The 25,173-nt window shown below is 65.6% G+C and carries 21 protein-coding genes; 14 read left to right on the plus strand and 7 right to left on the minus strand.

Annotated elements, in window-relative coordinates; all coding sequences use genetic code 11:
• The first annotated feature begins 677 nt into the window (after positions 1-677).
• Both ACSMXX_RS10665 and ACSMXX_RS10670 read left to right on the plus strand, forming a co-directional pair.
• Positions 678-2,324 carry a P-loop ATPase, Sll1717 family gene (locus tag ACSMXX_RS10665; RefSeq protein WP_473183803.1) on the plus strand — a complete coding sequence of 549 codons (1,647 nt, stop codon included), beginning with the start codon at positions 678-680 and terminating at the stop codon, positions 2,322-2,324.
• Positions 2,325-2,498: 174 nt separating this feature from the next.
• Positions 2,499-3,419, plus strand: a complete 921-nt coding sequence (locus tag ACSMXX_RS10670) for a phosphotransferase family protein (RefSeq protein ID WP_473183804.1) — start codon at positions 2,499-2,501, stop codon at positions 3,417-3,419.
• A 5-nt stretch (positions 3,420-3,424) separates the two neighbouring features.
• Here the strand turns inward: ACSMXX_RS10670 and ACSMXX_RS10675 are convergent, their stop codons facing one another.
• Complete coding sequence (locus ACSMXX_RS10675) at positions 3,425-4,795, minus strand: sporulation protein (protein WP_473183805.1); 1,371 nt, start codon at positions 4,793-4,795, stop codon at positions 3,425-3,427.
• A gap of 218 nt (positions 4,796-5,013) precedes the next feature.
• On the opposite strand from ACSMXX_RS10675, the gene ACSMXX_RS10680 reads away from it, so the two are divergent.
• From ACSMXX_RS10680 to ACSMXX_RS10700, 5 genes are all read left to right on the plus strand, one after another.
• Complete coding sequence (locus tag ACSMXX_RS10680; RefSeq protein WP_473183806.1) at positions 5,014-5,559, plus strand: ATP-binding protein; 546 nt, start codon at positions 5,014-5,016, stop codon at positions 5,557-5,559.
• A 182-nt stretch (positions 5,560-5,741) separates the two neighbouring features.
• Complete coding sequence (locus ACSMXX_RS10685; protein ID WP_473183807.1) at positions 5,742-5,951, plus strand: hypothetical protein; 210 nt, start codon at positions 5,742-5,744, stop codon at positions 5,949-5,951.
• A complete protein-coding gene (locus ACSMXX_RS10690) occupies positions 5,951-6,184 on the plus strand; it encodes a DUF7848 domain-containing protein (protein ID WP_473183808.1) in 234 nt (77 codons plus the stop codon). The genes ACSMXX_RS10685 and ACSMXX_RS10690 overlap by 1 nt, the downstream gene beginning before the upstream one ends.
• A 401-nt stretch (positions 6,185-6,585) precedes the next feature.
• Positions 6,586-6,870, plus strand: a complete 285-nt coding sequence (locus ACSMXX_RS10695; RefSeq protein ID WP_473184725.1) for a hypothetical protein — start codon at positions 6,586-6,588, stop codon at positions 6,868-6,870.
• A gap of 535 nt (positions 6,871-7,405) precedes the next feature.
• Complete coding sequence (locus ACSMXX_RS10700) at positions 7,406-9,160, plus strand: pentapeptide repeat-containing protein (RefSeq protein WP_473183809.1); 1,755 nt, start codon at positions 7,406-7,408, stop codon at positions 9,158-9,160.
• Positions 9,161-10,056: 896 nt separating this feature from the next.
• Here ACSMXX_RS10700 and ACSMXX_RS10705 read toward each other — a convergent pair.
• Positions 10,057-10,833, minus strand: coding sequence for a GntR family transcriptional regulator (locus ACSMXX_RS10705; protein WP_473183810.1), 777 nt, complete (start codon positions 10,831-10,833; stop codon positions 10,057-10,059).
• Between the two features lie 214 nt (positions 10,834-11,047).
• Between ACSMXX_RS10705 and ACSMXX_RS10710 the strand changes: the two genes are divergently transcribed.
• The 4 genes from ACSMXX_RS10710 (at position 11,048) to ACSMXX_RS10725 (ending at position 14,564) form a co-directional block, all read left to right on the plus strand.
• Positions 11,048-11,395: an SCO3933 family regulatory protein gene (locus ACSMXX_RS10710; protein ID WP_473183811.1), complete on the plus strand. Its 348-nt coding sequence runs from the start codon at positions 11,048-11,050 to the stop codon at positions 11,393-11,395.
• Positions 11,395-12,696 carry an FtsK/SpoIIIE domain-containing protein gene (locus tag ACSMXX_RS10715; RefSeq protein WP_473183812.1) on the plus strand — a complete coding sequence of 434 codons (1,302 nt, stop codon included), beginning with the start codon at positions 11,395-11,397 and terminating at the stop codon, positions 12,694-12,696. Before ACSMXX_RS10710 ends, ACSMXX_RS10715 begins: the two co-directional genes overlap by 1 nt.
• Complete coding sequence (locus ACSMXX_RS10720; RefSeq protein WP_473183813.1) at positions 12,693-12,881, plus strand: hypothetical protein; 189 nt, start codon at positions 12,693-12,695, stop codon at positions 12,879-12,881. The genes ACSMXX_RS10715 and ACSMXX_RS10720 overlap by 4 nt, the downstream gene beginning before the upstream one ends.
• Positions 12,882-13,154: 273 nt before the next feature.
• A complete protein-coding gene (locus ACSMXX_RS10725; protein ID WP_473183814.1) occupies positions 13,155-14,564 on the plus strand; it encodes a replication initiator in 1,410 nt (469 codons plus the stop codon).
• A 134-nt stretch (positions 14,565-14,698) separates the two neighbouring features.
• Here ACSMXX_RS10725 and ACSMXX_RS10730 read toward each other — a convergent pair whose 3' ends face one another.
• The 3 genes from ACSMXX_RS10730 to ACSMXX_RS10740 all read right to left on the minus strand — a co-directional run bounded on the left by ACSMXX_RS10730 (position 14,699) and on the right by ACSMXX_RS10740 (position 18,253).
• Positions 14,699-16,153: a recombinase family protein gene (locus ACSMXX_RS10730; protein ID WP_473183815.1), complete on the minus strand. Its 1,455-nt coding sequence runs from the start codon at positions 16,151-16,153 to the stop codon at positions 14,699-14,701.
• 264 nt (positions 16,154-16,417) lie between these two features.
• Positions 16,418-16,780 (minus strand): hypothetical protein, encoded by a 363-nt coding sequence (locus ACSMXX_RS10735; protein ID WP_473183816.1) that lies wholly within the window; start codon positions 16,778-16,780, stop codon positions 16,418-16,420.
• Between the two features lie 228 nt (positions 16,781-17,008).
• Positions 17,009-18,253: a serine/threonine-protein kinase gene (locus ACSMXX_RS10740; protein ID WP_473183817.1), complete on the minus strand. Its 1,245-nt coding sequence runs from the start codon at positions 18,251-18,253 to the stop codon at positions 17,009-17,011.
• Between the two features lie 644 nt (positions 18,254-18,897).
• Between ACSMXX_RS10740 and ACSMXX_RS10745 the strand changes: the two genes are divergently transcribed.
• On the plus strand, positions 18,898-19,389 hold the full coding sequence (locus ACSMXX_RS10745) for an SRPBCC family protein (RefSeq protein ID WP_473183818.1): 492 nt from the start codon (positions 18,898-18,900) through the stop codon (positions 19,387-19,389).
• Positions 19,390-19,566: 177 nt separating this feature from the next.
• Positions 19,567-20,808 carry an MFS transporter gene (locus ACSMXX_RS10750; RefSeq protein WP_473183819.1) on the plus strand — a complete coding sequence of 414 codons (1,242 nt, stop codon included), beginning with the start codon at positions 19,567-19,569 and terminating at the stop codon, positions 20,806-20,808.
• A 134-nt stretch (positions 20,809-20,942) separates the two neighbouring features.
• Here the strand turns inward: ACSMXX_RS10750 and ACSMXX_RS10755 are convergent, their stop codons facing one another.
• The gene (locus tag ACSMXX_RS10755) at positions 20,943-22,538 is read right to left on the minus strand and encodes a sodium:solute symporter family transporter (RefSeq protein ID WP_473183820.1); all 1,596 of its coding nucleotides are present in this window, start codon (positions 22,536-22,538) and stop codon (positions 20,943-20,945) included.
• Between the two features lie 755 nt (positions 22,539-23,293).
• On the opposite strand from ACSMXX_RS10755, the gene ACSMXX_RS10760 reads away from it, so the two are divergent.
• Positions 23,294-24,262: a right-handed parallel beta-helix repeat-containing protein gene (locus ACSMXX_RS10760; RefSeq protein ID WP_473183821.1), complete on the plus strand. Its 969-nt coding sequence runs from the start codon at positions 23,294-23,296 to the stop codon at positions 24,260-24,262.
• A 185-nt stretch (positions 24,263-24,447) separates the two neighbouring features.
• Here ACSMXX_RS10760 and ACSMXX_RS10765 read toward each other — a convergent pair whose 3' ends face one another.
• Positions 24,448-25,092: a dihydrofolate reductase family protein gene (locus ACSMXX_RS10765; protein ID WP_473183822.1), complete on the minus strand. Its 645-nt coding sequence runs from the start codon at positions 25,090-25,092 to the stop codon at positions 24,448-24,450.
• Between the last annotated feature and the right edge of the window lie 81 nt (positions 25,093-25,173).

Below are 25,173 nucleotides of genomic sequence, written 5' to 3' on the forward strand. Positions count from 1 at the left end.
CATGCCAATTAATCAGTCATTCCAAGCTGGTTAGGCATAGCTCCATGTGGCTGAGTGCATCCATGGAGGCATGGGGAGGGCGAGCAGCGGCAAGTTCGGAGGACTCGGGCGCTGGTGGGGCGTACTGACAGGCGGGCTCCTTATCGCAGCTTGGATCAACTCGGCTGCAGGTCCGCCAGTTGTGATCGCACTGTCTCTGATCACACTCCTCTGGTGCGCCTTCCAGGCACCCGTCTACTGCGGCGCTCCTGTGCGAGAACACAGTGACGGCTGCCGAGACAACGCGTACGGGCTACTCATGGGCTGCTGGCGCCGGCAACACAGGTGGCAGAAACTCAAAATGCTGATCTTTCGTCGCCAAGTCCGCGAGTTCTGCTCGGGTCTGTTCTCAGATGCCCAGCACACCATCGTTGCCCTGGCCGGTGTTGGGAGCCTCCTCTCTGGAGTTGTCGCGCTCGTGCCTGGACTCGCCTTCTGATCTCGAGGAGGGCACCGCAAGGTAGCTCAACTGTCTCCTGAGTCTCACTTCGTCCCAGTGAGTCAAGGCATCACCAGGGACTAGAGCTGACCAGCGGCTAATTATCTTTGCGCCACTTTCGACGCCGCTAGTGTCAGAGTGCGGATAGCTATGTATCGTTGCAGCGCAGAAGAGCCACAAAGAGGCTGGGGGCCGATTCATGGGTTTACGAGGCCGCAGGGGAAATTTCAGCGTTGGCGGAGAGAGCGCCGAGAATGACCCGCTTCTCTCGGATGCATTCTTCGAGTCTAATGACTATTTGACCGTGGCCTCCAAGGAAGATCCGCGATGCTTTCTAATTGCACGTACCGGTAGCGGGAAGTCGGCGGCCTTACGGAAGCTCGAAGAGGATAACCCCGACCACGTGATCAGAATATCACCCGAGGACCTCTCTCTCCCGTACATAACAAATCTGCAAGTGATGCAATATCTCGATGACCTTCAAGTGCATCTGGATCCACTATTTATCGCACTATGGAAGCACGTACTACTTGTAGAGTTGATCCGTCATCGGTACAAGGTCGACTCGCCAGAGGCGAAAGCGAATTTCTTAAACACCCTCAAGGAAAAGATCAAGAGGGACCCGGCAAAGAGAGCCGCACTCGACTATCTCTCCGATTTTCAAGATCGTTTCTGGGTTCAAACCGACGAGCGCGTGCGTGAGATAACTGAAAAATTCGAAGAGCGCATTGATTCAGAAGGTAAGGCCACGCTCTCAGTTGGTGGTTCCGGCGCCAACCTAGGGGCCAATACGGGAAGCACGTCTTCTCATGAAATGCGCAGAGAACTTGCGTATCGCTTTCAGCGTATCGTGAACGAGACTCAACTGGCGCGACTCAATAAGATGATCAAGGTCCTCGATGAGGATATCCTTGATAGCCGGCAGAATTTTACCTACGTCGTGATTGACGATCTGGACCGCGATTGGGTGGACGATCGGCTTGAAAACACATTGATAAAATGTCTCTTCCGGGCCGTTCTTGAACTTCAACGCGTCGCCAATCTGAAAGTCATCGTTGCACTTCGAACCAATATCTTCGAACACCTAGATTTCGGCCAGAGATCCGGCGGACAGGAAGAGAAGTTCCGCGCCCTAGTCCTCAAGATGCGTTGGACGAAGAGCGACCTTCGAGAATTAGTGGATGAAAGGACCAGGGTCGCATCTCGCAGACTTGGATTCACCGCATCCTCTGCATCGGAGATGCTTCCGCGAGTGAATCAGCGGCGCGGAGATCCCATGGAATACATACTCTCTCGGACGTTGATGCGCCCGCGTGATGTAATCTCCTACGTGAATGAGTGCCTTACGGAATCCGAGGGGCGTGAGCAAATCACCTGGGAGGCCATTCACGCCGCAGAGCCTGCTTACTCGCGTAACAGACTCCTTGCTTTGAGGGATGAATGGAAGCCTTCCTTCCCGGGAATACACCAAGTCTTCGAATTATTCGAAGGCGCGCGCACTCCGATGAGTCTTCCAAATTTCGTTCGAAAGCTTGAAGATGCAGCACTACTGCTGGCTGATCCACGCTATGAAGGTACTGACTGGTTGGCGGAGATGACCGCACAAATGTGGCACTCGGAGCACACCGACGAGATAGAGTGGTGCGCCCCCCTGATTCGAATGTTGTACGCAATCGGATTCGTTGGTTGTGCGATGGGAGCCCGATCCGTCGTCAAGTTTGCGCACACCGAACCCGATCTGCTGATGCGGACAAGCAATCTACACGCAGTTACGCACGTCGATGTGCATCCAGCATTTCAAACCGGCCTGGATTGCCGTGCCGACTATTCATGGCTTCCAAGGTAGCCATATGTGAGAAATGAGGCAGCATCGCACGTGGTGTCTGGCTCGGAGTGCGACCCCAGCCCTGTGTGTGCCGGTGACTAGCCTGTGGGTACCTTCGGGCTGGTGCTTACCGCTCACCGCTGTCTGCCTCGGCGGATGGTGGAAGGGCGCGTGATCTAGGGGAGCTGTTGCGGCATGCCGTCGGATGAAGTGCAGAGCGTGGGGGCTGAGTTCACCTCAGCGAAAGCCGCGGAAGTGATGGAGGCCGCTTGCGGGGCAGCTGAACTCTCCAGTGAACGTGCGGAGCTGATCCGGTTCGGGGAGAATGCGCTCTTCCGGCTGAGTGCTCACCCCGTGATCGTCCGGGTTGCGCGGTCGACGGACTACCTGAAGTCCGTACGGAACGAGGTCCAGGTGTCGCGTTGGCTCGACCGTGAGGGGTTCCCAGCTGCGCACGTCCTGGAAGACGTTGAGCAGCCGCTGATCGTGGACGGATGCCCGGTCACGTTCTGGCACCTGATCGAGGAGGGCGACCGCAAGGCGACGTACGGGGAGTTGGGCGGCATCCTGCGGGACCTGCACGCGCTGACCCTGCCGGAAGGGCTGGCGCTCCCGCCGTTCACAGTCTTTGGCCGGACTGACCTGCGCATTGAAAAGGTCACAGGGATCTCCGAGGACGATCGCGAGTTCTTGCGGAAGCGAGGCCGGGAACTCCGGGATCGGCTGACAGGGTTGCGGTTCGGGTCCCCCAAGGGGCCTGTGCACGGGGACGCTCACGTGCAGAACCTCATGGTGGACCGAAGCGGGAAGGTTCTGCTGATCGACTTCGAAGGGTTCAGCTTCGATCATCCGGAGTGGGACCTGATGGTTACGGCGACGGAGCATCACAGCCTCGGCTGGCAAACGCCGGAGCAGTACAGGGCGTTCGTCAACGCCTACGGTCGGGATCTCCGCGACTGGGACGGATACCCGATCTTGCGCGGCATCCAAGAGTTCCAGATGACGACCTGGCTCATGCAGAACGTCGGGGAGAGTCAGGATGTCGCTGCCGAGTACGCGCGGCGCATCGCATCGCTACGCAATGACGACGCTCCGCGGAACTGGCATCCGGGCTGAGGGCGCTACTCGTCGTCCAGCTCAGCCATAGCTTCGTGCACTTTGTCGTTGAACTCCTGCACTGCGGGATTCGTCGCGTGCGCGGAGACCTCCCGTTGGAAGTCTGTGACGTAGCGCTGGAAGCGTGAGGATTGGAGTGCGTCTCCGCCGTCTACTGCCAATCCGGCGGTTGTGACAGCGGCTTCGAGTTCGCCGTTCAGCATCTGGCTTTGCGCAAGCACCATGCGGCAGAAGCCGAGTGTGCGGGCGTACTTGGGGTCGGTGAGTTCAACGGCTCGTTCCGCGAAGCGGATTGCCTCGCGTCCATGCTTGAGGTCCCGGAAGCAGTGGCAGAACTCGCCGACCAGTTCGGCCTCGTCCATGTAACCGAGCCAGTCAGGGTCATCGGCGGTCTCCGCACGCTCGAAGAAACCCTCTGCCTCGTTCATGGCGTGTGTGGCGCCTTTGACGTCACCCGCCGTCGACAGTGCGCGGGCCTCGTGAGCGGAGAACAAAGCCATGGCGCGGGGTGTGGACCGGCCCTTGCCGCCCTCGACGGACGCGCGGGCCAGTCGTACGGCTCGTGGGGCCTGGCCCAAGTAGTTGGCCTGGTGGCTCATGTTGGTGAGAATCCGGGCACCCATCATGCGGTCGTCAACCACTTGTGTGAGGCGCAGCGTTGCTATCAGGTAGCGGTCCGCAAGCGTGTGATTCCCCGTGTCGTACGCGGTCCAGGCAAGGAGTTGAGAGATCTCCGCGGCTGCCCCGAAGAGCGCGTTGCCCACCTTGTCGCTGTAGTTCGCGTTGAGCAGTGGTAAGACGTCTTCGCGGAAGTAGTGGCGTAGAGGCCGGTGTCCGTGTCCTCCGCCGTATTTGAAGTCGAGATGCATGAACATCTCGGCGGCCGTGCGCATGGCGGCTACGTCACGCATGCCGACTCGGCGGGAGTTGGCTTGAGGCGCGGTGAGTCCGTCCGGACGGGAGACGAGCCACGACAGCACTGCCGAATTGACTTCGCCTTCAGGCAGGAGCAGATCGTCTGTGGCCTCGTCTTCGGGGCGGAACTGGGTGAGCCCGTCCATGACGCCCAAGGCCTCGGGCAGCGAAGCGGCGTAACTCGTGCCGATTCTCGGGGGAGTTGGGGCCGCGCTGGAGAATCCGAGGTCGCTGGGCGTGACCCTGCGCCGTAGCTTCTCGCTGAGGGCTTCGGCGAGAAAAGCGGCGGTCTGCGGTTGGATGCCGCTGCCGTCGAGCCATCGGTGTACTGCCACGTGCGTCGTGCCTACGTGTGCGCCGCCTCGTCGTGCGACGTCCTGAACCCGTCTCGCCAGCCCCTTGTTCGAGACGCCGGCCTCCGCCATGAGTGCGGCCAACCGGTGATTCGGTTCCTTGCTCATGATCCCCCTGCCCAGGGCGGGATGACACTGAGTATTCATGGTGCCACGGTCACGGCGCGGGGTGGAGGGGGTTCACGGGTGAACCCCCTTGCAATCCCTGTGAACCCTGGTGTGCACGTGAACCCCCCTGTGAACACTGCCGGTTACGGCGGAATCGCCCTTCACTGGTCTGCACGCAACGGCGGGAAGCCTTCCCGCTGGTGACCAAGGAGTGAGCGATGAAGTCCAGTGAGGCGCGAGAGCTACCGCTGCGAGCGGCACGGCTCGCTCCGCTGGAGCCGGTCACGCTGGCGACAGCAGAGCGCTTCCGCTCGATCATGCTCGTAGCCGACTCCCCCGATACCGGTCGAGTCGCGCGGCGCATGGCGCGGGAAGTGGTACGGGACTGGGAACTGACGCTGCCGACGGACGACGTGGAACTGTGCGTTTCCGAACTCGTCGGCAATGCGGTCCATCACGCGACCCCGGACGGGCGACTGACTGCCTTCGGCGGCGAACGGCACATCGCCGTGGCCTTCCGCGCCTGGACTCGTTGGCTGTTCATCGAGGTGTCCGATGAGGACTCAACTCCGCCCATGCTCCCGGTCGGTGAGCTTCTTGAACCCGACCTGTCTCACCTGGAATTCGACCACGCGTTGCACGACAGCGGGCGCGGACTCTTCCTCGTACAGAGCATCGCTGACGCCGTGTGGTGGGCGCCGCGAGATGAGGGCGGCAAGAGCGTCTTCTGCCGCTTCGACGTGACCGGCAGCGCCCAAGCCTGAGGGGCCTCGCAGACTCCGGGACGTCACAGGCAGCCGACACCCGTCAGACGGCGGGTTGCGGTGACGGTACCGGAGACCGCTCGGAGATCGGCAAGGGACTCCGCAGCGGTGGGTGGCCTCCCGGTTCGCCTCACACCCCGGACCGGGAGGCCGCCCGAACATCAGGAAGGACAAGGGTGGTTGTGGTGCCGAGCAGAGGCAAGCGGATACCCGCCGTACGCGTACGACGGGGCGACCTGGTGAGCGTGCGCGGACGTTGGCTGGAGGTGAAGGCGGCCCGGCTGGAGCGCTACGCCACGGGTGGACCGGCAGTGATCCTCATCTTCCGTGCCTCGCCGGCACTTCGCGTCCGGGCGGGCGACCGGGTGTCGGTGCTGAAGGGGGCTCGCTGATGAGCGGGGTAGTCATGCGCTTCGCGGACTGGACGCTGACCACAGATCCACACGGAGGTCCGCCGATCTACGCCACCGAGTGCACGACGTGCGCCGAGGTGTCTTCGGCGTCGAACGACAAGGCAGACCCGGAGATCTGGTGTCTGCGGCATGCGGGCCGTACGGGACACACCGGGTTCCGCGCGACCGTAATGAGCTTCTTCCGGGCGTCGTTGACGGAGGGACCGCGATGAAGAGCCCGCGGCGGCGCCACATCTGCTGGGCCCAACTGTTGCTCGTCGTTCCACGTCGGCACAGGTTGCGGTGCCACAGGCACGGCGCATCTGCGCTTGAACCGCCCGGACTCCAAGGGCCCTGGACCGGCTCAGTACCGGACCGATGGTGCACACCGGAGTACGCACGGCGGGAACTTCGCCGCCTGGCCGAACTGGCAGAGCGAGAGAACGCAACCTCGCCGTAAAGGTCAGCAACAAACAACCGCAGATGTGAGGCCGGACCACCCGCGACCCTGGCAGGCATGGGGTGGTCCGGCTGGGAATCCCGCAGGACCCCGGTGCCGATGGTATCGGGGCTGCGGTCATGCTCGTTGATCCGCAGCTTCCAAGTCACTGCGATGGAACGGGAGTTGAGCGCCGTGGACGACGGGGACGAACTGGGTCCGGCAGGCGAAGAGTTCGATCCTGACGCGATGCTGTACGTGCGTGGGGTGAGCTACGTGGCCGGATGGCGGGACGCCAGGAACGCCGGGGATGAGCTGCTGAACGCGCTGTCGTCGGCCGGCATTGGGGCCGTGCGGTTCCAGGCGGACGCCGCGTCGGACGGATCCGGGTTGGTGCGGCTGACGTGTTCTGCGAACGCCGCGCGAGAAGTGGCCATGCTGGCGCGGGTCACGGCTGCCCGGCTGAGAAGGGCCAGTTGATGCGGCTGGACTGGGTGTGCAGAGGAACCAGCATGGTGCGGCTTGGGCACGCGGGCGGTCGTAGAGGCTTTGGACGGGAGCCGCCATGGGGCGAGAGAGCAGGGGGCCTTACGCTCGCTCAGCGAATCGGGCGGGCTCCTGCCCTGCCCGCGTTTTCGCCCGATGGGCCTCCTGCTCTTAGAGCCTCGCTCCATGGCGGCTGTCTAAAGCCTCGGAGGCCGGCCGCCCCAGCCAGACGGCGCTTTGACCGCTTGCCTCACGTTCAAGACATCCACCGGCATCCGTTCCCGCAGCTCAAGCCCTCTTGTGGGACCGATCGGGTAGATTGCCAAGCTCGGTCACGGTGCGTCTTGCTGCAACATCCGGAAGAGGGGGGAGGGGGAGGGGGTGCACAATCACCTGAGGCATCGTGGGCACGGTGAAGACCAACCTCTTGCGTCACCGACGCTTGTCCCGCCGCAGGCTCCCACACGATCCTGAGACCGATCTAGACCGTCGCCGTTCCCGCGCCCAAGATATGCGCAGAATCCGACGGGTGGGATCACCCCTTCTGCTGGGCCTGGCTGCCCTTGTGTTGTTCGTAGGCTTACCGCTGGGTGTGTGGAAAGGCCCTTACCTACTCGACGGAAAGTACCTAAACACCGACTCCATCGGTGAGGGTGCGGGCTCAGCGGCGCTGGTGACAGGGCTACGAACAGCGATGGTCACATGTGTCGCGTCGATCGGCGCTGGCGTCGCACTATTTTATACCGCCCGGAATTACCGGCTCAATCACCGCGGGCAGGTCACCGACCGTTTCACGAAGGCCTTAGAGCGCCTGGACTCAGAGCACATCTACGTGCGCATAGGCGGCGTCCTCGCCCTAGAACAGATCGTGCGTGACGCCCCCGAACAAGCGACAGACGCCACCGAAGTCCTCCAGCACTTCGTCCGCCACGCGCGCCCGCCAAGCTCACTGGACCGGCCAGACGCCGACGTGCAAGCGGCCCTGACTGCCACGACTCGGCCTGAATCCCGCACCCACGTCGATCCTCACCAGCTGCTCGACTTTGAGGGCACCTGGCTAGCAGGGGCTCAACTTCCAGCGGCCGACCTTACCGACGCGGAGCTGCGTGAGACCTGCCTCGCCAACGCCAGACTGCCCGAGGCGAACTTCACCAACGCCAAACTGAAGGAGGCGGACCTCACTCGCGCCGATCTGCGCGAAGCAGACCTCACCCGCGCCAAGTTGCACGGGACGAACTTAACTGACGCCGACTTGCGGGAAGCGAACCTCACCGACACCGAATTGCACGGGGCGGATCTCACCGGCGCCTGGCTGCACGGGGCCAACCTCACTGGCGCCAACCTGAACAGGACGATTTTTGCCACAGTCTGGCTAAGCGCGGGGAACCCTATAAAGGTAAGGCCGCAGAAGACGGGCCTTACCGGCGACTGGCTGGACGGAGCCAACCTCACCAACGCCCAACTGAACGGGGCGAACTTCACCCGCAGCGACCTGGTCAGGGCGAACCTCACCGGCGCCAACCTGAAGAGGACGAACCTCGCCAACACCAAGCTGCATTGGGCCAACCTCGCTAATGCCAAACTAGACGAAGCGGACCTCACTGACGCCGACCTGCGCGAGACGAACCTTGCTGGCGCCTGGCTGTACGGGGCGAACCTCACCCGCACAAAACTGGACGAGGCGGACCTTACCAGCGCCGTCCTGGGCGAGGCGGACCTTACCGGCGCCATCCTGGACGAGGCGGACCTCACTGACGCTGACCTGCGCGAGGGGGACCTCACTGACGCTAACCTGTGGGAGACGAAGCTCACCGACGCCTGGCTGCACAGGGCAAACTTCACCCGCACCAAACTGTACGGGGCGGACCTCGCCGACGCCTGGCTGTACGGGGCGGACCTCACCGGTGCCGATTTGCGCGGGGCCAACCTCGCCGACGCCTGGCTGTACGGGGCGGACCTCACCGGTGCCGATTTGCGCGGGGCCAACCTCGCCGACGCCTGGCTGTACGGGGCGAACCTCAGCCGCACCGACCTTCGCGGGGCCAACCTCGCCGACGCCTGGCTGTACGGTGCGAACCTCACGAATGCCCGCCTGTGTAAAGATCGTGGTGCCGTCCGAGGTGTGACGGTCGAGCAGCTCATGCAGGTCACCTCTCTGCATGAAGCTCAGCTAACCCCAGAGATTGCACAGGACCCCCGGATAGCTGACCGTCTGCGAGTCAGCGAGTCCGAGAAAGTGCGCCCGAGCGGCAGAGAGTTGCCAGCGCTTCATGACCAGAGTTGACGGTCGTCTCACCCGGCCGCTCCCTCGAGGTATTCAGCTGGGTGAGTCGCTTCCCTCTCGCTGTGTCCGAGTGTGCCGATCGCGCGGCGCAGGTACAGACGGCTGCAACACCCCAGGGTGTTGCAGCAACGTCCGCGAGCCGACACAGATCGGGACCGTGGGCGCATGCTGGCGCCCTACATGTAGCCCTCGCTCTCGGGCGGCTCAGGAGGTTGGGAGGGCATCGGCGGTGTCTGCGGCATAGGCGGTATGCGGCGGAGCGTCGTGTACCAGGACAAGCCCACGGCTACGAGGGCGCCGATTCCGCTTGCCGCCGTTCCCACTGCGGAGATCATCTCAATTGCCTCTCCTGCCTCGTGTTCCGGGCAGTCGGCTTCGGGAATCTCTGGTGGGCAATCACTCGCGCATCCGTTACGGCACTCGGTGAAATATGATTCAGCGGTGATATAGGCGAAGGGAACGAAGAGCAAGCCCAATAGCACGCTCACTAACAGGAGTCTGCGAGGCCAGCCCGGGGTACGCCGGGCGTGCCACATCCATGATCTCGGGCGTCTGGCGGAGACCTCCGCCGTCGGCGGTACCTGACTCAACCCTCAACTCCCGTGTGCCGCGCTTCGATCGGCTGACACAACCCTGCCGCATTCTGCTGCATCCGTCAGCGACTCCGAGCCGCTTCCTTGAGCATCTCGCCCATCGCGGCGCGGGGCCTGACCGTCCCAGTACCCTTCGAACGCCCGCGCCCGCGAAGTGACCATGGTCCTCAACTCCTCACGGGTATGGCTGCCGTTCGGGCGCGACCGGCCGAAGGCCGCAGCGCGCCCGAGGGCGGCAGGGCCGCCGGCGCGCCGTAGGCGCGCCCTTGAGGAAGTGAAGACAGGTTTCGACAGTGGGGACCGTCAGTCGCGGACGGCGCGGAGCTTTCGCGGGGTGTCGATGGTGATGCGGTAGGCGACTTCGGCGCGGTTGCCGCTCATGCGTAGCTCTTCGAGGAGCAGCGGGCGGTTGTCGCGGCCGTAGGTGATGCGGGTGGTGTGGATGACGGGTGTGGCTTCCGGGATGTCGAGGGTGGCGCGCTCTTCGGGCAGTGGCATGCGGGCGCGCACGGATTCGGTCCACCACAGGCTGTGCCCGGCATCGTCAAGGATGGCATAGATGTGCTCGGGGGCCGCGTCGGGTTGGTCTTCCAGTTCTGTGCCGTCAACTGTGGCGAACGGGATGAGTAGTCGGTGCGCCAGGCGTGTGCCGGTGTCGGGATCGGTCAGGAGACGGTCCACGCCGAACAGGGCTTCGCCCTGGTCGAGTTCGAGGGGCGGGCTAGTCTCCGCGTTGGCGTGCGTGCGGTAGACGGTCGGCTCTTCCTTCAGCTCCCAGGTGGCGTAGTCCGTGAAGTAGGCGCCCTCGTCGTCACGCGTGACGGTGCGGTCGATGGTCGTGACGGCGGTGGGTGCGCCGCGTACGAAGCTGCCCTTGCCGTGGACGACTTCGATCAGCCCTTCGGCCCTCAGTGCCGAGATGGCGTTGCGCACCGTGGGACGCGAGACCCCGTAACGCTCAATGAGTTGCGCCTCGGAAGGCAGCGGCTTCCCCAGTTCGTATTCGCCAGCTGCGATCGCATCGCGGATAGCTGCCGCAACCTGCCGGTAGAGCGCTCCGGGGCGCTGGATCTCTCCCATGCCATGCCTCGCTGTCGTATCGACGCGGTGTCCGCGATGCCGTATGAGACACGGGGTTTGCGCACGCCGCTGGCTCACGCTAATCCCGTGTCACGTCACTCGTCAGCATAAGCACTTGCGCCCCGGCGTCAAGACATGCATAGTCGTCACTCGTAAGTACGAGTGACGTCAGTCAGTTTGGCTGTCGTCTGGAGGCCAAGGAGGGCCACGACTCATGCAGTCCATACCTGTGGACACATCCCGGCTCGGCGTACTGCGGTGCGCCGTGGCACCGGAGACGAAGTTCAGCAACTACGACACGAGAGAGATCAAGAAGGACCGGGACGGCAACACGATCTACACCGTCGCCGTGATGGTGCGCCAGGACGGCCGAAGGGTCTCGGTCATCGAAATCGCCGTACCCGGCGAACCCAAGGGCGTGGTCGAAGGCGTCGAAGTCCGGGTGACCGGGCTTGAGGCCTTCGCCTGGTCGATGGGCGACCGGCACGGAATCAGCTTCCGCGCCACAGCCATCACCCCGGCGCCGGCGGGCACTTCGTCCGCAAAGGCGGGTGGGGCCTGATGGAACGTCCCGTCCTGCTGGCGTTCGCGCTGGCCGTGCTCGCCTGGATCGTGGTCATCAGCGACCGCGTACGCGCGAAGCGGCCGGGCTGGCACTGGTACGTGACCGGCTACCCGCTCATGGCGCTGCGGGTCCTGTTCACCTGGCGCAAGGTCGCGCACCTCAACGACCTTGCCGTGTCGTTCAAACCGTCCCGTCGAGTGCTGGGGGATGTGGCGGTCAGGGGCCAGCCCTTGCGTACGCGCGTCCCCCGCCTCAGCTTCCCCCGGCCGCTGCCGAACGGTCTGGGAGTACGGGCACGGCTTCACCCCGGGCAGACTCCGGCGCCGTTCCTGGAAGCAGTTGACGCCCTGGCTCACGCCTGGCGGGCGTACGCGGTGCGGGTGGTCTCCCCCGAGCGGGGCGAGATCGTGATGACGGCAACGGCACGTGACCCGTTGGAGGAGTCACGTACGGCTGCGGTTGCCTCGACTGAGCTGCTGTCAGCGGTCGTTGGAGCGTTGGAGACTGGCCGCAGTTGGGTCGTGGACTTCCGCCGCGTGCCGCACTGGCTGGTCGTCGGTGCCACACGGTCCGGCAAGTCCACGCTGCTGGCGCGGCTGGTCACTCAACTCGCCCCGCAACCGGTGGCCTTGCTCGGGATCGACTGCAAGGGCGGCATGGAACTGGGGCTGTTCGCGGAGCGGCTGTCGGCGCTGGCGACATCCCGCCGGGAGGCCGTGACGGTGCTCAGCGCCTTGGTCACCGAACTCCAAGAGCGCATGGCCGCCTGCCGGATGGCCGGCGCGCGTTCCATCTGGGACCTGCCGGACAAGGCCAGGCCGGTGCCCGTGGTCCTGCTCGTCGACGAGCTGGCGGAGTTGTACCTGACCAACGGCAGCAAGGAGGACAGGAGCGAGGCGGAGCAGTGCTCAACGTACTTGCTGCGCCTGGCTCAACTCGGCGCAGCTCTCGGCGTCTACCTGGTGGTCGCGGGACAACGGGTCGGCTCGGACCTCGGGCCCGGTGTCACCGCGCTGCGGGCCCAGCTCGGCGGCCGGATCTGTCACCGCGTCAACGATCCGGGTACGGCAGAGATGACCCTGGGCGACCTCCACAAGGACGCCGTCGCAGTGGCGCAGGACATCGAGACGACCGAAAAGGGAGTCGCCGTGACCGCTGCCGATTCGGGGGGCTGGGTGCGCGCACGCTCCTACCTCACCACTCCCGCAGATGCCCGGGATGCAGCGATCAGCCATGCGGATCGCACCCCGCAACTGCCGTTCCTCGCAGCAGCCGTGACGGGAGGTGGGCCGGAATGAGCATGGCCATGCCTCTCGTGGTGGTGCTCGGCATCATCACCGTCCTCCTCGTCCGAGGTCGCGACGTACGGGCCTGGGAAGCCGTACTGATCGGCCTGTTCGGCTTCTACACCGCCATGACGCCCATCGGCTGGGCCGTGGTCGCCGTTGTCAACTGGCTGCTCGGCGGCTTCATCGGTGACTGAGGAGGGAGCCAGCTGATGCCGATGCGCCGAGTGCTCTGCCCGCACTGCAAGGGCGAAGGGACCCGCACCACCTGGACCGGCCGCCGACGCCGCTGCCGAGTCTGCCGGGGCGCCGGAACCATCCGCTGAACACAGCGAACAACCCACTCAGACAGGAGTGATCGCCATGGACACACCGCACCCAACCTCATCCATCTGTGCCGCTGCGGCGGCCCACCCCGGAAGGGACCCACCACCATCACCGCCGAGAACACCTCGGCCGACCGGCGCGCCGTGCTGGAGCGTACGGCGCGCCTTCGTCGGCTCCCCCTCATCGACCAGGAAGTCATACGCCTCGCTCAAGACCCCCTGTTCCCGAGATGGTTGGAACAGATCACCGCCACTGGTGGATGTGCGCACCCGATCCACCTGACCGGCTCCACCACCACACACGACGCCTCAACCGGCGAACTGCTCCACCACTACGACACATCCGCAGAACCCGGCGGACGCCTCCTCGTCCGGTGCCGCAACCGCCGCGCCACCGTCTGCCCGTCCTGCTCACGCCTCCACGCAGGAGACACCTTCCACCTCGTACGCGCCGGACTTCTCGGCGGCAAGAACGTGCCCGACGGCGTACGCACTCACCCCCGGCTGTTCATCACCCTCACCGCGCCCAGCTTCGGCGCGGTTCACCGAACCACCGATGACGGGCCCTGTCGTCCGCGACGTGACTCCGCGCCGTGCGCGCACGGCGAACCGGTCGGCTGTCATGCGGAACACGCTCCGGATGACCAGCTCGTCGGCCAACCCCTGTGCGCCCGCTGCTACGACTACACCGCCCACGTCCTCTGGCACGCGCACGCCGGACGGCTGTGGAAGGCCTTCACCGACAACCTGTACAACCACCTCGCTGCTCAAGCTGGCCGCACGCGTCGCGGCCTGCGCCGTGCCGTACGGCTCTCGTACTCCAAGGTCGCCGAATTCCAGCGGCGAGCAGCCGTCCACGTACACGCCGTCCTCCGCCTGGATGGTGCAGACGGGCCTGATTCCCCTCCGCCCTCCTGGATCTCCGCAGACCAGTTGACCGCAGCCGTACGCAGCGCCGCGACCGCCGTGCAACTCGCAACTCCCGATACGGCAGCCCTGGGTACATACGAACTCCGGTGGGGCGCACAGCTCGATGTCCGACCGCTGAACGCCTCCGACGACGGAAATGAGCTCAGCGACGAAGCTGTAGCCGCCTACGTGGCGAAGTACGTGACCAAGGGAGCCGCGGACACCGCGGCCGGTCTCGATCACCGCATCACAAGCCTCGACGACATCACCTGTGCGCCCGTCTCTCCTCACGTCCGAACGCTCATGGCGACGTGCTGGCGACTCGGCGGAAAAGCGGAGCTGGAGCCGCTGAGGCTGCGCACCTGGGCTCACTCGCTCGGCTACCGGGGCCACATCCTCACCAAATCCCGTGCGTATTCCACGACTTACGCTGCACTGCGTGAAGAGCGTGCTCAGCATGAGCAAGGCACCTTCGGTGTCACCGGTGAGGAAGAGCGCGACGCGATCACCGATGCCAATTGGCGCTACGCGGGCTCCGGCCACTCGCCCGGCGCCGCACTCATCGCTGTCGGAGTCGCTGAGGATCTGGCGGCCAATCGTGAGGCGCTGAGAACCGAACTCGGAGGCGCCTTTGGTGCCGGATGAGTTGAGGCGGCGAGTGACTGCCTCCCGCGCCCGTCAGGGACTGCCCCCGGTTATCGAAGATCTCGCTGTGATCGAACGAGCTGCACGCGTCTTCGCGCTGGTGCCGCCAGAGCAGTGTTCCGATGGCTCTCGGGCTAAGCAATCCAATCGAATACGAAGCGGTCAGGGTCCCAGCGCTTCCGGGGATCGGCGGGGACGACGTCGATGCGACGCACGCAAGCCGTGACGATGGCGCGCCGCTGGGAGTTGTTGAGCTGCTCCCAGCGTGCTCGCATGTCTTCGAATGAACCGACGAAGTCCACGAGTACGGCCGTCCGGGACACCTGCGCCAGCTTCGCGCGGTTGCGCTCAAGTCGTTCCTCGATGGATTGGCGCACAACCATCCACTCTTTGCGGCTGATCCGGCGTTCTCCCACATCGCGCGCAAGCTCTTCCAGCTCTTCCTCGTCGGTACGGATCTCTTCGTAGAGTTCATTGCCCTGGGTATCAGGGCTCCGGAGTCGTTCTACGAACCTGGGCGACTCCAACGCAGCGAGCACCATGTCCCGAACGTGGTCGTCGGTCCTCTCGGCATTGGTCGCCGTACCGGCACACGCCTCGGTACCAGGGGTGTTCGGGCAGACGTACCTCGGTACGCCGGATCGGGGGCGACCGACCATGCCGTAACCGCACGCATTCCCATGCTCGTTCGGCTTGGCGCAATGGAGTATGCCCGACAAGAGGTAGCTGTGACGCTTGCTGCCCTCGACTCGCTTGCGCCGCTCCGGGTCGGCCAACACGGCACGAAGCCGGTCCGAAGCCTCATGGCTGATGATGGCGGGCCAAACGCCATCGGCAACGATCTCTCCGAGCAGCGGGCGTGTGCCCTCCCACGATGCCCGCGGTGTGTGCTCGCGTCGCCCGCTGATACGTGCCGAGGCGAGCAGCCGGCGGAGCCCGCTGGGCTTCCAGGGCTTGCCCGCCGGGCTGACGATTCCGCGTGACTGCCAGTCCCGGCAAATGCTGGCCAGGCTCTCACTGGCAAGCACTCGTCGAGCGCCTTCGCGGATGACGGCGGCCTCGCTCTCCCGCACGGTGATCCGGTCCTCTTCGTAGCCGTACGGACGCTTCCCTCCCCCGGCTATCTTCCCGGCCTCCGCTGCCTGCCGTCGCTGCCGCTTCTGCCGTTCGGCCTTGTGCTCAGCCTCGTGCCGGGCCGCCGCACCCAGCATGCGGGCGATCATGCGGCCAGTCGGCGTGGCAAGGTCGATCTCACCACTGACGGTGGCCAGTTCAATGCCGTGCTGGTCCGCGAGATCGATGACGTCTTCCAACTCGCGCGGAGAGCGGGTGAGCCTGTCTACGTGCCAGCACACAACTGCGTCGACGTATCCGCTACGCACCTCGGCCAAGAGTTCCTGCCAAGCGGGACGCGGTGCGCCGGAGTAGGCGCTGACATCATTGTCCGTGTGCACGGCTATGACGTCCCAGCCCTTGCGGGCGCTCAGGGCCCGGCAGTCTTCTTCCTGGCGGGTGACGCCCAGTCCGGCGCCACCGCGGTCCTGGCTGATCCGGCAGTAGATCGCTGCTCGCCTCGTTGAGTTGGCCATGGGTCACATTGGTACACCTTCGTAGGGACCGGCGTCTCCTGCCCGATCAGGGTCGCGCCCTCTGAGGGCTGATCACCTTTCGGGTCATCACGCCGACGGTGATCTTTCCCTGGGTGGTCTGCTGCCGGATGCGCCCGCTGGGGACGGTCGGTTGCGTGTGTGCGCCGTACTCCGTCGTCGGCCTCCGCGGTGTGCGGCGGTAGGCGCCGGTCCGGGAGCTCTGGGGTATCTCGGCCGCCGGTCCGTTGGCGGGAGGGTCAGCCGTCAGGCCGGTCTGTGGACGCCACGTCGGTTTGTGTGTCGGATCTTCGCGGCGATGCCGTGCCCGATGGAGAGATAAACGACAGCGGGAAGTGCGTAGTTGAGGATGAGGCGCAGGTGTCCGTCATCAACTGTGGAGATGTTCTGGGACCAGCCGGCGAGCCAGTACGCCATGTCCCGCACGTACTGAACGAACAAGGTGGCTTGGTCTGCGCCGAACAAGTAGAGGACGATCCACAGGCCCACGAAGGCGGCGGCAATGTCGGCGACTGTGTGGACGACGAAGGCTGTCCATTTCGAGAGCGCCTCATTACGGGGTCCGCCCTGCCGGTGGCTTGTGCGAGCGGCTTCGTGGGCATGACTCATGACGTTCCAATCCCTGGGATGTACGTGTCTCGAACGCACCGGGATGGCCAGGCGGAGGCCTTGGTCGCAGGCCCCGGAGCGTTTTCGGCCGGGGAGCCGGAGCGGAGCTGTTCGGCGTGGCAGCGAGCGGGGGCGGTGTATCCGCGGCAAGCCGTCGAAGGCGGCGAACACAGCCGCGCACGCGGCCACTCGGGTTCGGACGTGCGGCTGGGCTCAGTTCAGCCGTCATCACTGCTTCTTGCGTAGTTCGGCTTCCTTCTTCGCGGCTTCCTTCTGCTGCTTACGCTTCTCTTCGGCTGCCTTGCGGGCTTCCTCCGCGAGCTTCTTGGCGGCCTCTTCTCGCCGCTTGCGCTCATCTTCCGCTGCCTTCTCCCCGTCGCCGCCGTGGTGTTCCCGTGCCTCGTCGGGCGGCGGGGTTGTGCTGGGGTCTTCTTGCCGGGGTGAAGGTGATTGCGTTTTGGATGGGGCAGGCGCTAGGTCGCCTTTGTCCGAACCCGAGGTGAGCTGAAAGCCGACCAGACACGCGGTGATGAACACGGCCACCATTGCGGCCACGACGGTGATGGCCGACCGGCGGGAGCGCTGCCCCTGTGCTGGAAACAAGGCGAGTGTCGACCGCGAAGTCTCCGCTTCCTTCTCCGTCACGCCCGAGGACCCGTTGCGGCTGGAGGCCACCGGGTCCCCGGTGAGGAAGTGGGCGACTTGCGTGGTCGTCGGACGTGCGGCGGGGTCTTTGGCCAGCATGAGGAGGATGAAATCCGCAAGCGCCGCGGGAATGTCGGAGCGCACGTGAGTGAGCGGCTGCGGTGCGGCGTCGACGTGCTGGTACACCACCGCGGCCGGCTCTCCTGTGAACGGGGGGCGCCCGCACAGCATTTCGTACAGGACACAGCCCAGCGCGTACACGTCGCTCGCGGGGCCGGCATCGCCGCCAAGGCCCCGCTCCGGGGCGAGGTAGGCGGTGGTGCCAAGGACTTCCCCGGTGGTGGTAAGTGCTGAGGTTGCCTCCATCGCCGCCCGGGCGATACCGAAGTCCGCCACCTTGACCGTGTCATCAGCGGTCAGCAGCAGATTGCCCGGCTTGATGTCCCGGTGCACCACCCCGTGGATGTGAGCTGAGGCCAGACCGCTGGCAGCCTGCCCCGCGAAACGTCGCGCCTGCTCCACGCCGAGCGGCCCACGTTCGGCCAACTCCTCCCTGAGGCTGCGTCCGGGCACCAGTTCCATGACCAGGTAGCCACGGCCGTCTTCCTCGCCGAAGTCGTAGGCAGCGACCACGTTCGGATGGTTCAACTGGGCAGCGGTCTGCGCCTCGCGGCGGAAACGTTCCGCCGCCTCCGGCGCTGCCGTGTGTTCGAGGAGCAGCTTGACGGCGACGTCACGTCCGAGAGCGGCATCCTGGGCCCGCCACACCTCTCCCATGGCGCCGCGGCCCAGCAGTTCCACCAGTCGGTACCGCCCTGCTGCCAGCACGAACTCACCTCCTTCAACGCCCCGCACGATCCTCCGACTCTGCGTGTGGCACCCGAGCGATCTTCGGACGCAGGCTGCTTCGCTCAAAGCCTGCGATAACCCGCGGCGCCGACGGGGCCGGGTGCAGGCCAGGCCCGAGAGCCCTGAACCGCCGCACGCCGCGGGGCGCAGAACGAGGAGAGTGAGATGCCCGCCTTGCTCCGCATACGACCGGGACCAGCCAGCCGCACAACCTTCTGCGCCATGCGCCATGCAGCCGTCACACCATTCCCGTGAAAAGCATGTGGGTATTCAGCAACGGCCCTGCGGGAGTGCTCCCCAGAATCACGTAACGACTGCACTGCACGCTTCGCAGAGAGCCTCGTGGGCCGCCACTTGGCGCCCGCAAGCATTCACGAGAGGGCAGGCTCGCAGTCCCCGCACCGGGACGCGGCAATGTCGCCGCCATGGCCTTTCCTGTCCGGATTGGTCCGGCTGGCATGCTCTGCGGACACCTGGCTGCGCCGTGGCCATGCTTGCGCGTGTGATGGACAGCCGCCATGACCACGCGGACCGAGGGGAATCGTTGACATGCCGTGACTGAATAATATGAGGCGAGGCTGCAGGTGCATGTCTTTTCACTCGGGAACCCGGAGAACTCCGCCATGAAGTACACCGTCTCCATCGAGATCGCCCTGCCGCGGGAGCGGGTAGTACAGCTGCTCGCCGACCCGGCACACATGTCGAAATGGCTGCGAGGTCTGGTACTGCACGAGCCGCTGAGCGGGGTGCACGGGCAGGTCGGTACCAAATCGCGAGTCGTGATGCAGATGGGGAAGCAGAAGATCGAGTGCACCGAGACCATTACGCGCCGGGAACCGGCAGACCTGCGCGCGATCCCGAAAGGTCACGTCGTTCACTTCGACCGCGAGATCGTCGGCGAAGGCATGTGGAGCGCAGTGCGCGAGCGGCTGACCGAAGCCGGCCCGGAGACGACGCTCTGGGTGAGCGAGAGCGAATACCGGTTCAGCGGTTTGCTGATGCGGCTGGTCGGGCTCCTGATGCCCGGCGCCTTCCGCAAGCAGTCGCAACAGCACATGCAGGACTTCAAGGCCTTCGCCGAGGAGGGAAAGGACGTCCGCGAAGCGAAGGACTGATCTGCGATCAGCGTTCGTCTCCCGAAGCAACTGACCGGCGACTGAGGGTTTTTGGGGCGCTTGGCGGGCGCGCAGTCTGGGCGATCCACTGCAAGATGCGTGACAGGGTTGCTGCCGGCTCGGCTTGCCTGCGCGGCGCCCGAACCCCCTCGCCGAGTCTGCAGGCTGAAGACCAGGGTGAGCGCGAAGGAGAACTGCGGTCCCTGGCTGAGCTGTTCGACCGGGTGCGAGCATGTGGTGATGCGTGCCTACGCCGATCTCCTGCGGAGTGGGACGGCTCGCAGACTGATTGCAGCCACCGCGGCGGGCAAGCTCGGCTTCGCGACCTTCCCGCTGGCCACGGTGCTGCTGGGCCATGGATCATCTGGCTCTTTCATCGATGCAGGGCTGGTTGCCGGAGCCTGGGGTATCGGCGGCACCCTGACCGCACCGGTACGCGGGCATCTCGTCGACCGCTACGGGAATCGTGTTCCATTGGCGGTGCTGTCGCTGGCAACTGTCATCGCTGTAACTGGGCTGGCCACGGCCTCAACTGCCTTGCCGTTGATCTTCTTCGGCGCGCTCGCCGGGGCTGCCGCTCCGCCCATCGTGGCCAGTGTCCGCCCGCTGTGGAGCCGCGTCGTTCAGCAGGACCTCGTCCGGAGCGCCTATGCGATGGACGCTGTCCTCACTGAGGTGGCCAAGGTGTGCGGGCCGCTCATTGCGGCTGCCGCGGCCATCTGGTCTGCACGTTCCGGCGTCGTCACCGCCGGCCTTCTCCTCGTTGCGGGCACGTTGTTGGTCGTCATGCGGCTTGGGCCGGCAGCTCCCGCGCCGTCCAGCGCCCGGACGATGGGCGCCGTCCTGGCCACAAGCAGTCTGCGGCTGCTGCTCCTGGCCAATATCGCTGCTGGGGTCTGCCTTGGAGCACTGACGGTGGGACTTCCTGCCCGTACTGCTGAGCACGGATCGGCAGCCGATTCCGGTTGGCTCTTCGCCTGCCTCGGGCTCGGCAGCGCGATGGCCGGTGCATGGTTCGGCACGCGGCGGCGGACACAGCCGGCGACCGGCTACCCCATCGGGTTCCTCTGGCTCTTCCTCGCTCTCGCCCCGGCCGTCTTGCTGCCTGCCGGGGTTCTGCTGGCAGTCGTGCTGGTCATCGCTGGTGGAGCCCTGGCGCCCATCACGGTCTGTCTGTTCGAGCTGCTGGACACCCACGCTCCCCACGGCACAGCGGTCTCTTCCATGATGTGGATGGTCTCGGCCGAGGAACTCGGCATCGCTCTGGGAACGATGCTGGCGGGGCTTCAGGCCCAAGAGGCTGGGGCTGCACTTGCCATCGCCACCGCAGTCGCAAGTGCGGGTGTTGGCGCGATCGTCCTCGCCGTGCACCGGGGGAAACTCATCTCCCCCGCCACGGGCCGGCCCACTGCCGTATGACCAGCGTCGTTGACGGCCGAAGTCGCGAGCGTGCTCCTGCGAGACCGGTGGTCGACGCACTTCGGAGGAGGACAGCTGAGGCAGGGCGCTGAGCGCTACGGATCCGTTGCTTGACCGACCCGCCCGGGGCCGGATCAGTGGCGAAGCGGTGCGGTGACCGGCTGGCCGTGCTCGTCGCCGCCCGCTGCGTCCTTGTCGGCCCGTGTGCGCCTGCTGAAGGCCGTGCAGATCAAGAATCCAGCCGGCACGCTCAGCAGGCTCGGAGAGGTCATCGGCCACACGCTCCAGTCGGCGGACGGGAAGAGCGCGTGGGTGGTGCCCGAGACCAAGGGCGAGAAGGAGATCAGGACCAGGTTGATCACGGTGGTCACCAGGACGCAGCACCTGACCGCAGCGGCGGGGACCGGCCGCTTGCCCAGGCTGAACACAAGGAGCGGCAGCAGCGTCGAGACCGTCTGGGTGTAGGTGAGGACCAGCCAGAACTGGGGGCTGACGTCGATCGTCAGCGCCGCGACCAGGATGCAGACGATGCCCAGGCCCACCATGGCCAGCCGGGCCCGCACCGCTCCTCCGTCGCGGCGGGCGTCTGGTTCCACTTCGGCGCTGCCGCCGAGGCCCAGGTCGTGCACGATCGACGCGGATCCGGACAGCAGCAGCACGGAGGCGGAGGCGAGAATCGTGAGGAAGACGGCGCACATGATGAAGAACATGAGCTTGCCAACGTCGCCGGTGTCACTGCCGTCCAGGGCCATGGCGAGCAATGCCAGGTTCACGCCGCCGAACGGCCCCTCCTGGGCCAGCTCCTCGCGCCCGACCAGGGCGGCGGTGCCGAAGCCGAGGAACATGGCCATGCTGACGAGGAAGCACAGAGCGGCCGCCCCCACACCGGCCGCCTTCCTGGCGCTGCGCGCATCCGGTGATCCGGCCAGGCGTACGGCGATGTGCGGCAGGAAGGCCGCACCGACCAGCACGCAGCCGGCGTAACTGAGGAGGTCCAGGTGGCCGGCGATGCCCTCTCCGAAAAGACCGCCGGTGCCGAGATACGCCCCTGCGCCCCCTTGCTCCCGCTCGGCGGTCTCCAACAGGGTGCCGATGTCCCCGTCGAAGCGCAGAAGCACCATGACCGCCATCACCGGAGCAATCAGCAGGAAGGAGGCGGCCGTTCCGATCTGGTGCATGGTTGCGCCGCGGGCGGCGCCGATCGCGGCACAGGCGAGGATCAAACCACCGGCCAGGATGACGACCAGCCGCCGGGAGAACGTATCGCTCAGCCCGATCAGTTGGGCGGCATGGCCGAGCGGCTGGAGTTGCGCGATGAGCAGCGGCACGACGGCCACCAGGCACGCGACCCCCACCCAGCGCTTGGCGGACCCGTGCGGCAAGTGGCGGGTGACCATCTCGCCGAAGGTCCGGCCTCTGGCCGACGGCAGCCTGCCGGCCAGCCAGTAGCGCATCAGCACGGGAGACGCAGCCGCGCACAGGAAGAGGATCACTCCGTCGAGACCGCTGACGGCGACGGTGCCGATCAAGTAGAGCACGGCGGCGGTTGGCGCTATCTCGCTGGCGAAGGCCAGGCCGGTGGGCACGTTGCCGAGCTGTTTGCCCTCGCGGAAGAAGCCGTCTCTGATGCGCAGATCCGGGCTGACCCACATGGCCAGGAACAGGCAGGCACCTATGAACAGCATGAATAGGCACACGGCGAGGAAGCGCGGTTCGAGGAAGTCATTCATGGACCGAACTGCCTGTTCGGTGAGGGGGAGGTCATCTTCGTTGCTCCGGTGATGATCGCGGGCCTCGCGGGCGCCCGTGTTCTCGGGGTTTTCGGCATGACTCGTCGGTGTTACCGGAGGTTATCTGATGACTCGTGAGTCTGGCTTTTTCGTTACGTCGTCCTCACGCGGGCCTATGGGTGTGGTAAAGGAAATCGCGTCTGCGTTGTGAAGGTGTAGCGGGCAGAATGGCGGGCCGGCAGGTGAGTGTGGACTCCACTGTCATGCGCGGCCGGCTGAGCGCAGGGATCAGACCGGCGGCGATGGCAGGTGAACGGGAGTTGGGCCGTCAACGACTGTGGCCGGGCTGGGCGGATGGGTACGGCTGACCTGCTCGTCGTACGACCTGCGCGACCATGACGGCTGTCCAGAGCCTCTACGACCGTCCGCCCTGGAGAGTCGACCGCACACTCGGTGTGCTACCGGCAGCGAACCGCCGGGTTCCTGCCGCTGCCGGTCACCCCGGCACCTGGGCCACACCCGAGGCAAGGGCGGCGTGGTTTCTTCTCCACCCTTCATGACGGGGGATCATTTTCCCGGAGTGAAAAGGCTGCCGGCACACCCAGGGCCGGCCAGCTGCTCCCGCGACAGACGCGCCTGATGGCCCATCATCTTCGCCCCGCAGCAGCGGCCATCACCGGCGTCTGGGTGTCACAGCATCATCCGGAGTGATCACGTAGCCATCCACCCCCTTCATGGAAGATGGGACTCTCCGCATGAAAACAGCAATCAGACGAAGCGGCCTGAGCGCCGCCGTCGGCCTGGCACTCGGCCTGGCACTCCTGCCCGCAGGACAAGCACACGCGGCCACCGCCGTCCCCTGTAACGACATCCCCGCCCTCAAAGCCGCCATCAACCAAGCAAACATGACCGGAGAGAGCATCACCCTCGCCACCGGCTGCACCTACACCCTCACCACACCCGACAACGACCAGAACGGACTCCCGGAAATCACCGGCAACGTCCGCATCTCCGCCACCGGAGGGGCCACCATCCGCCGCTCCCCCAACGCCACCGACAACTTCCGCATCTTCCAAGTCGCCAGCGGTGGGAGCCTCAACCTGTCGCGGATCAGCATCACCGGCGGAGAGGTGAATGAGGGCGGCGGCATCCTCAACGGAGGCACGCTCACCCTTAACGGCGGCACCGTCAGCGGCAACACGGCGGGAGTTGGCGGTGGAATCCACAACTTCGCCGGCCAGCTCAGCCTGACCCAGACCACGGTCGAGGACAATTCGGCAGTTTTCGGTGGCGGTATCGAAAACAACGGGGCCACGATGTCCATGACGTCGGGTGCTCTGCGCAACAACACTGCCGCCGCGGCGGGCGGCGGTCTGGAGAACATCGACTCCACAACCTCCCTCGCTGGCACCGCCATCACCGGCAACACCAGCGGCATCGACGGCGGCGGCATCGACAGCTCCGGTAACTCCACGCTGCGCCTCACCTCCAGCACCATCACCAACAACCGAGCCGGCGACAACGGCGGCGGCCTCTCCAACGCCGACGGCATTGCGCGGCTCGTCGGTACGCGGGTCACCGCCAACACCGCAACAGACGGTCCCGGTAGCGGTGGCGGCATTTTCGAGGAAAGCGGCGAGGTACGCCTGACCGGGGGCAGCGTCACCAACAACACCCCCGACAACTGCGCACCCCCAGGCGCCATCCCCGGCTGCACGGGCTGACCACCAAGATCCACGTCGCGGTCGACCAGCGACAGAAACAAGCAGTTCATGCAGGCGCTCGGCTGGGATTCCCAGCCGAGCGTCGTGCGTTGGCGGCTGTTCAGATCTGCAGCAAGGGCCTTGTGGCTTGGTGCCGGGACCCTGCTCTGTTCTGGCTTGGTACTTGACGAGCTGCCGGGGCGGCTTCAGTCGTCGCGCCCGGCGCCGCGATCGGGTGCGCTCATGTCCCCCGTCCCGGGCGTGCCGTCGGCGAGCCCGTAGCGCAGATACACGGTGCCCTTCGGACCGGCTGCCGGCGGTTCGAGGAGTGTGACGTTCGTGGGCACCGCGCCGCCGTCGAACACCTTCTTCCCGACGCCGAGCACGATCGGGTGTACCCAGAGGTCGAGACGGTCGAAGAGCTTCTCGCGCAGCAGGGTCTGCACCAGGTTCAGGCTCCCGACGACCTTCACGTGCTCGTGCCGGTCGCGGATCTCGCGCACCGCGCCGGCCAGATCCGGGCCGAGCTGCGTGGACCCTGCCCACGAGAGGTCGGGCCTGCCGCGGGAGGCCACGTATTTCGGGACGCTGTTGAAGAGCGTGGCGATCTCGCTGTCCTCGCCGCCCTCCTGGTGCGGCCAGAAGGCGGCGAAGATGTCATACGTCCGCCGGCCGAGCAGGAGCGCGTCCGTGCCCTCGTACGCGGCACCGATCTGCGCCCCGGCGACCTCGTCCAGCAGGGGCGCCTGCCAGCCGCCGAACGGGAACCCCACCGGGTCCTCGTCGGGGCCGCCGGGCGCCTGCCCGACGAGGTCGAGGGTTGCGAACATCTCGATGTGGATGAGGCCCATGCCTTACTCCCAACGCGTTGGTTGTCTCGGTCGGGAGGTAGACCAGTGGGCACCGGCAGACCCATCGCTGCGACGGCACCC

It is taken from the genome of Streptomyces sp. DSM 116795, from assembly GCF_055792905.1.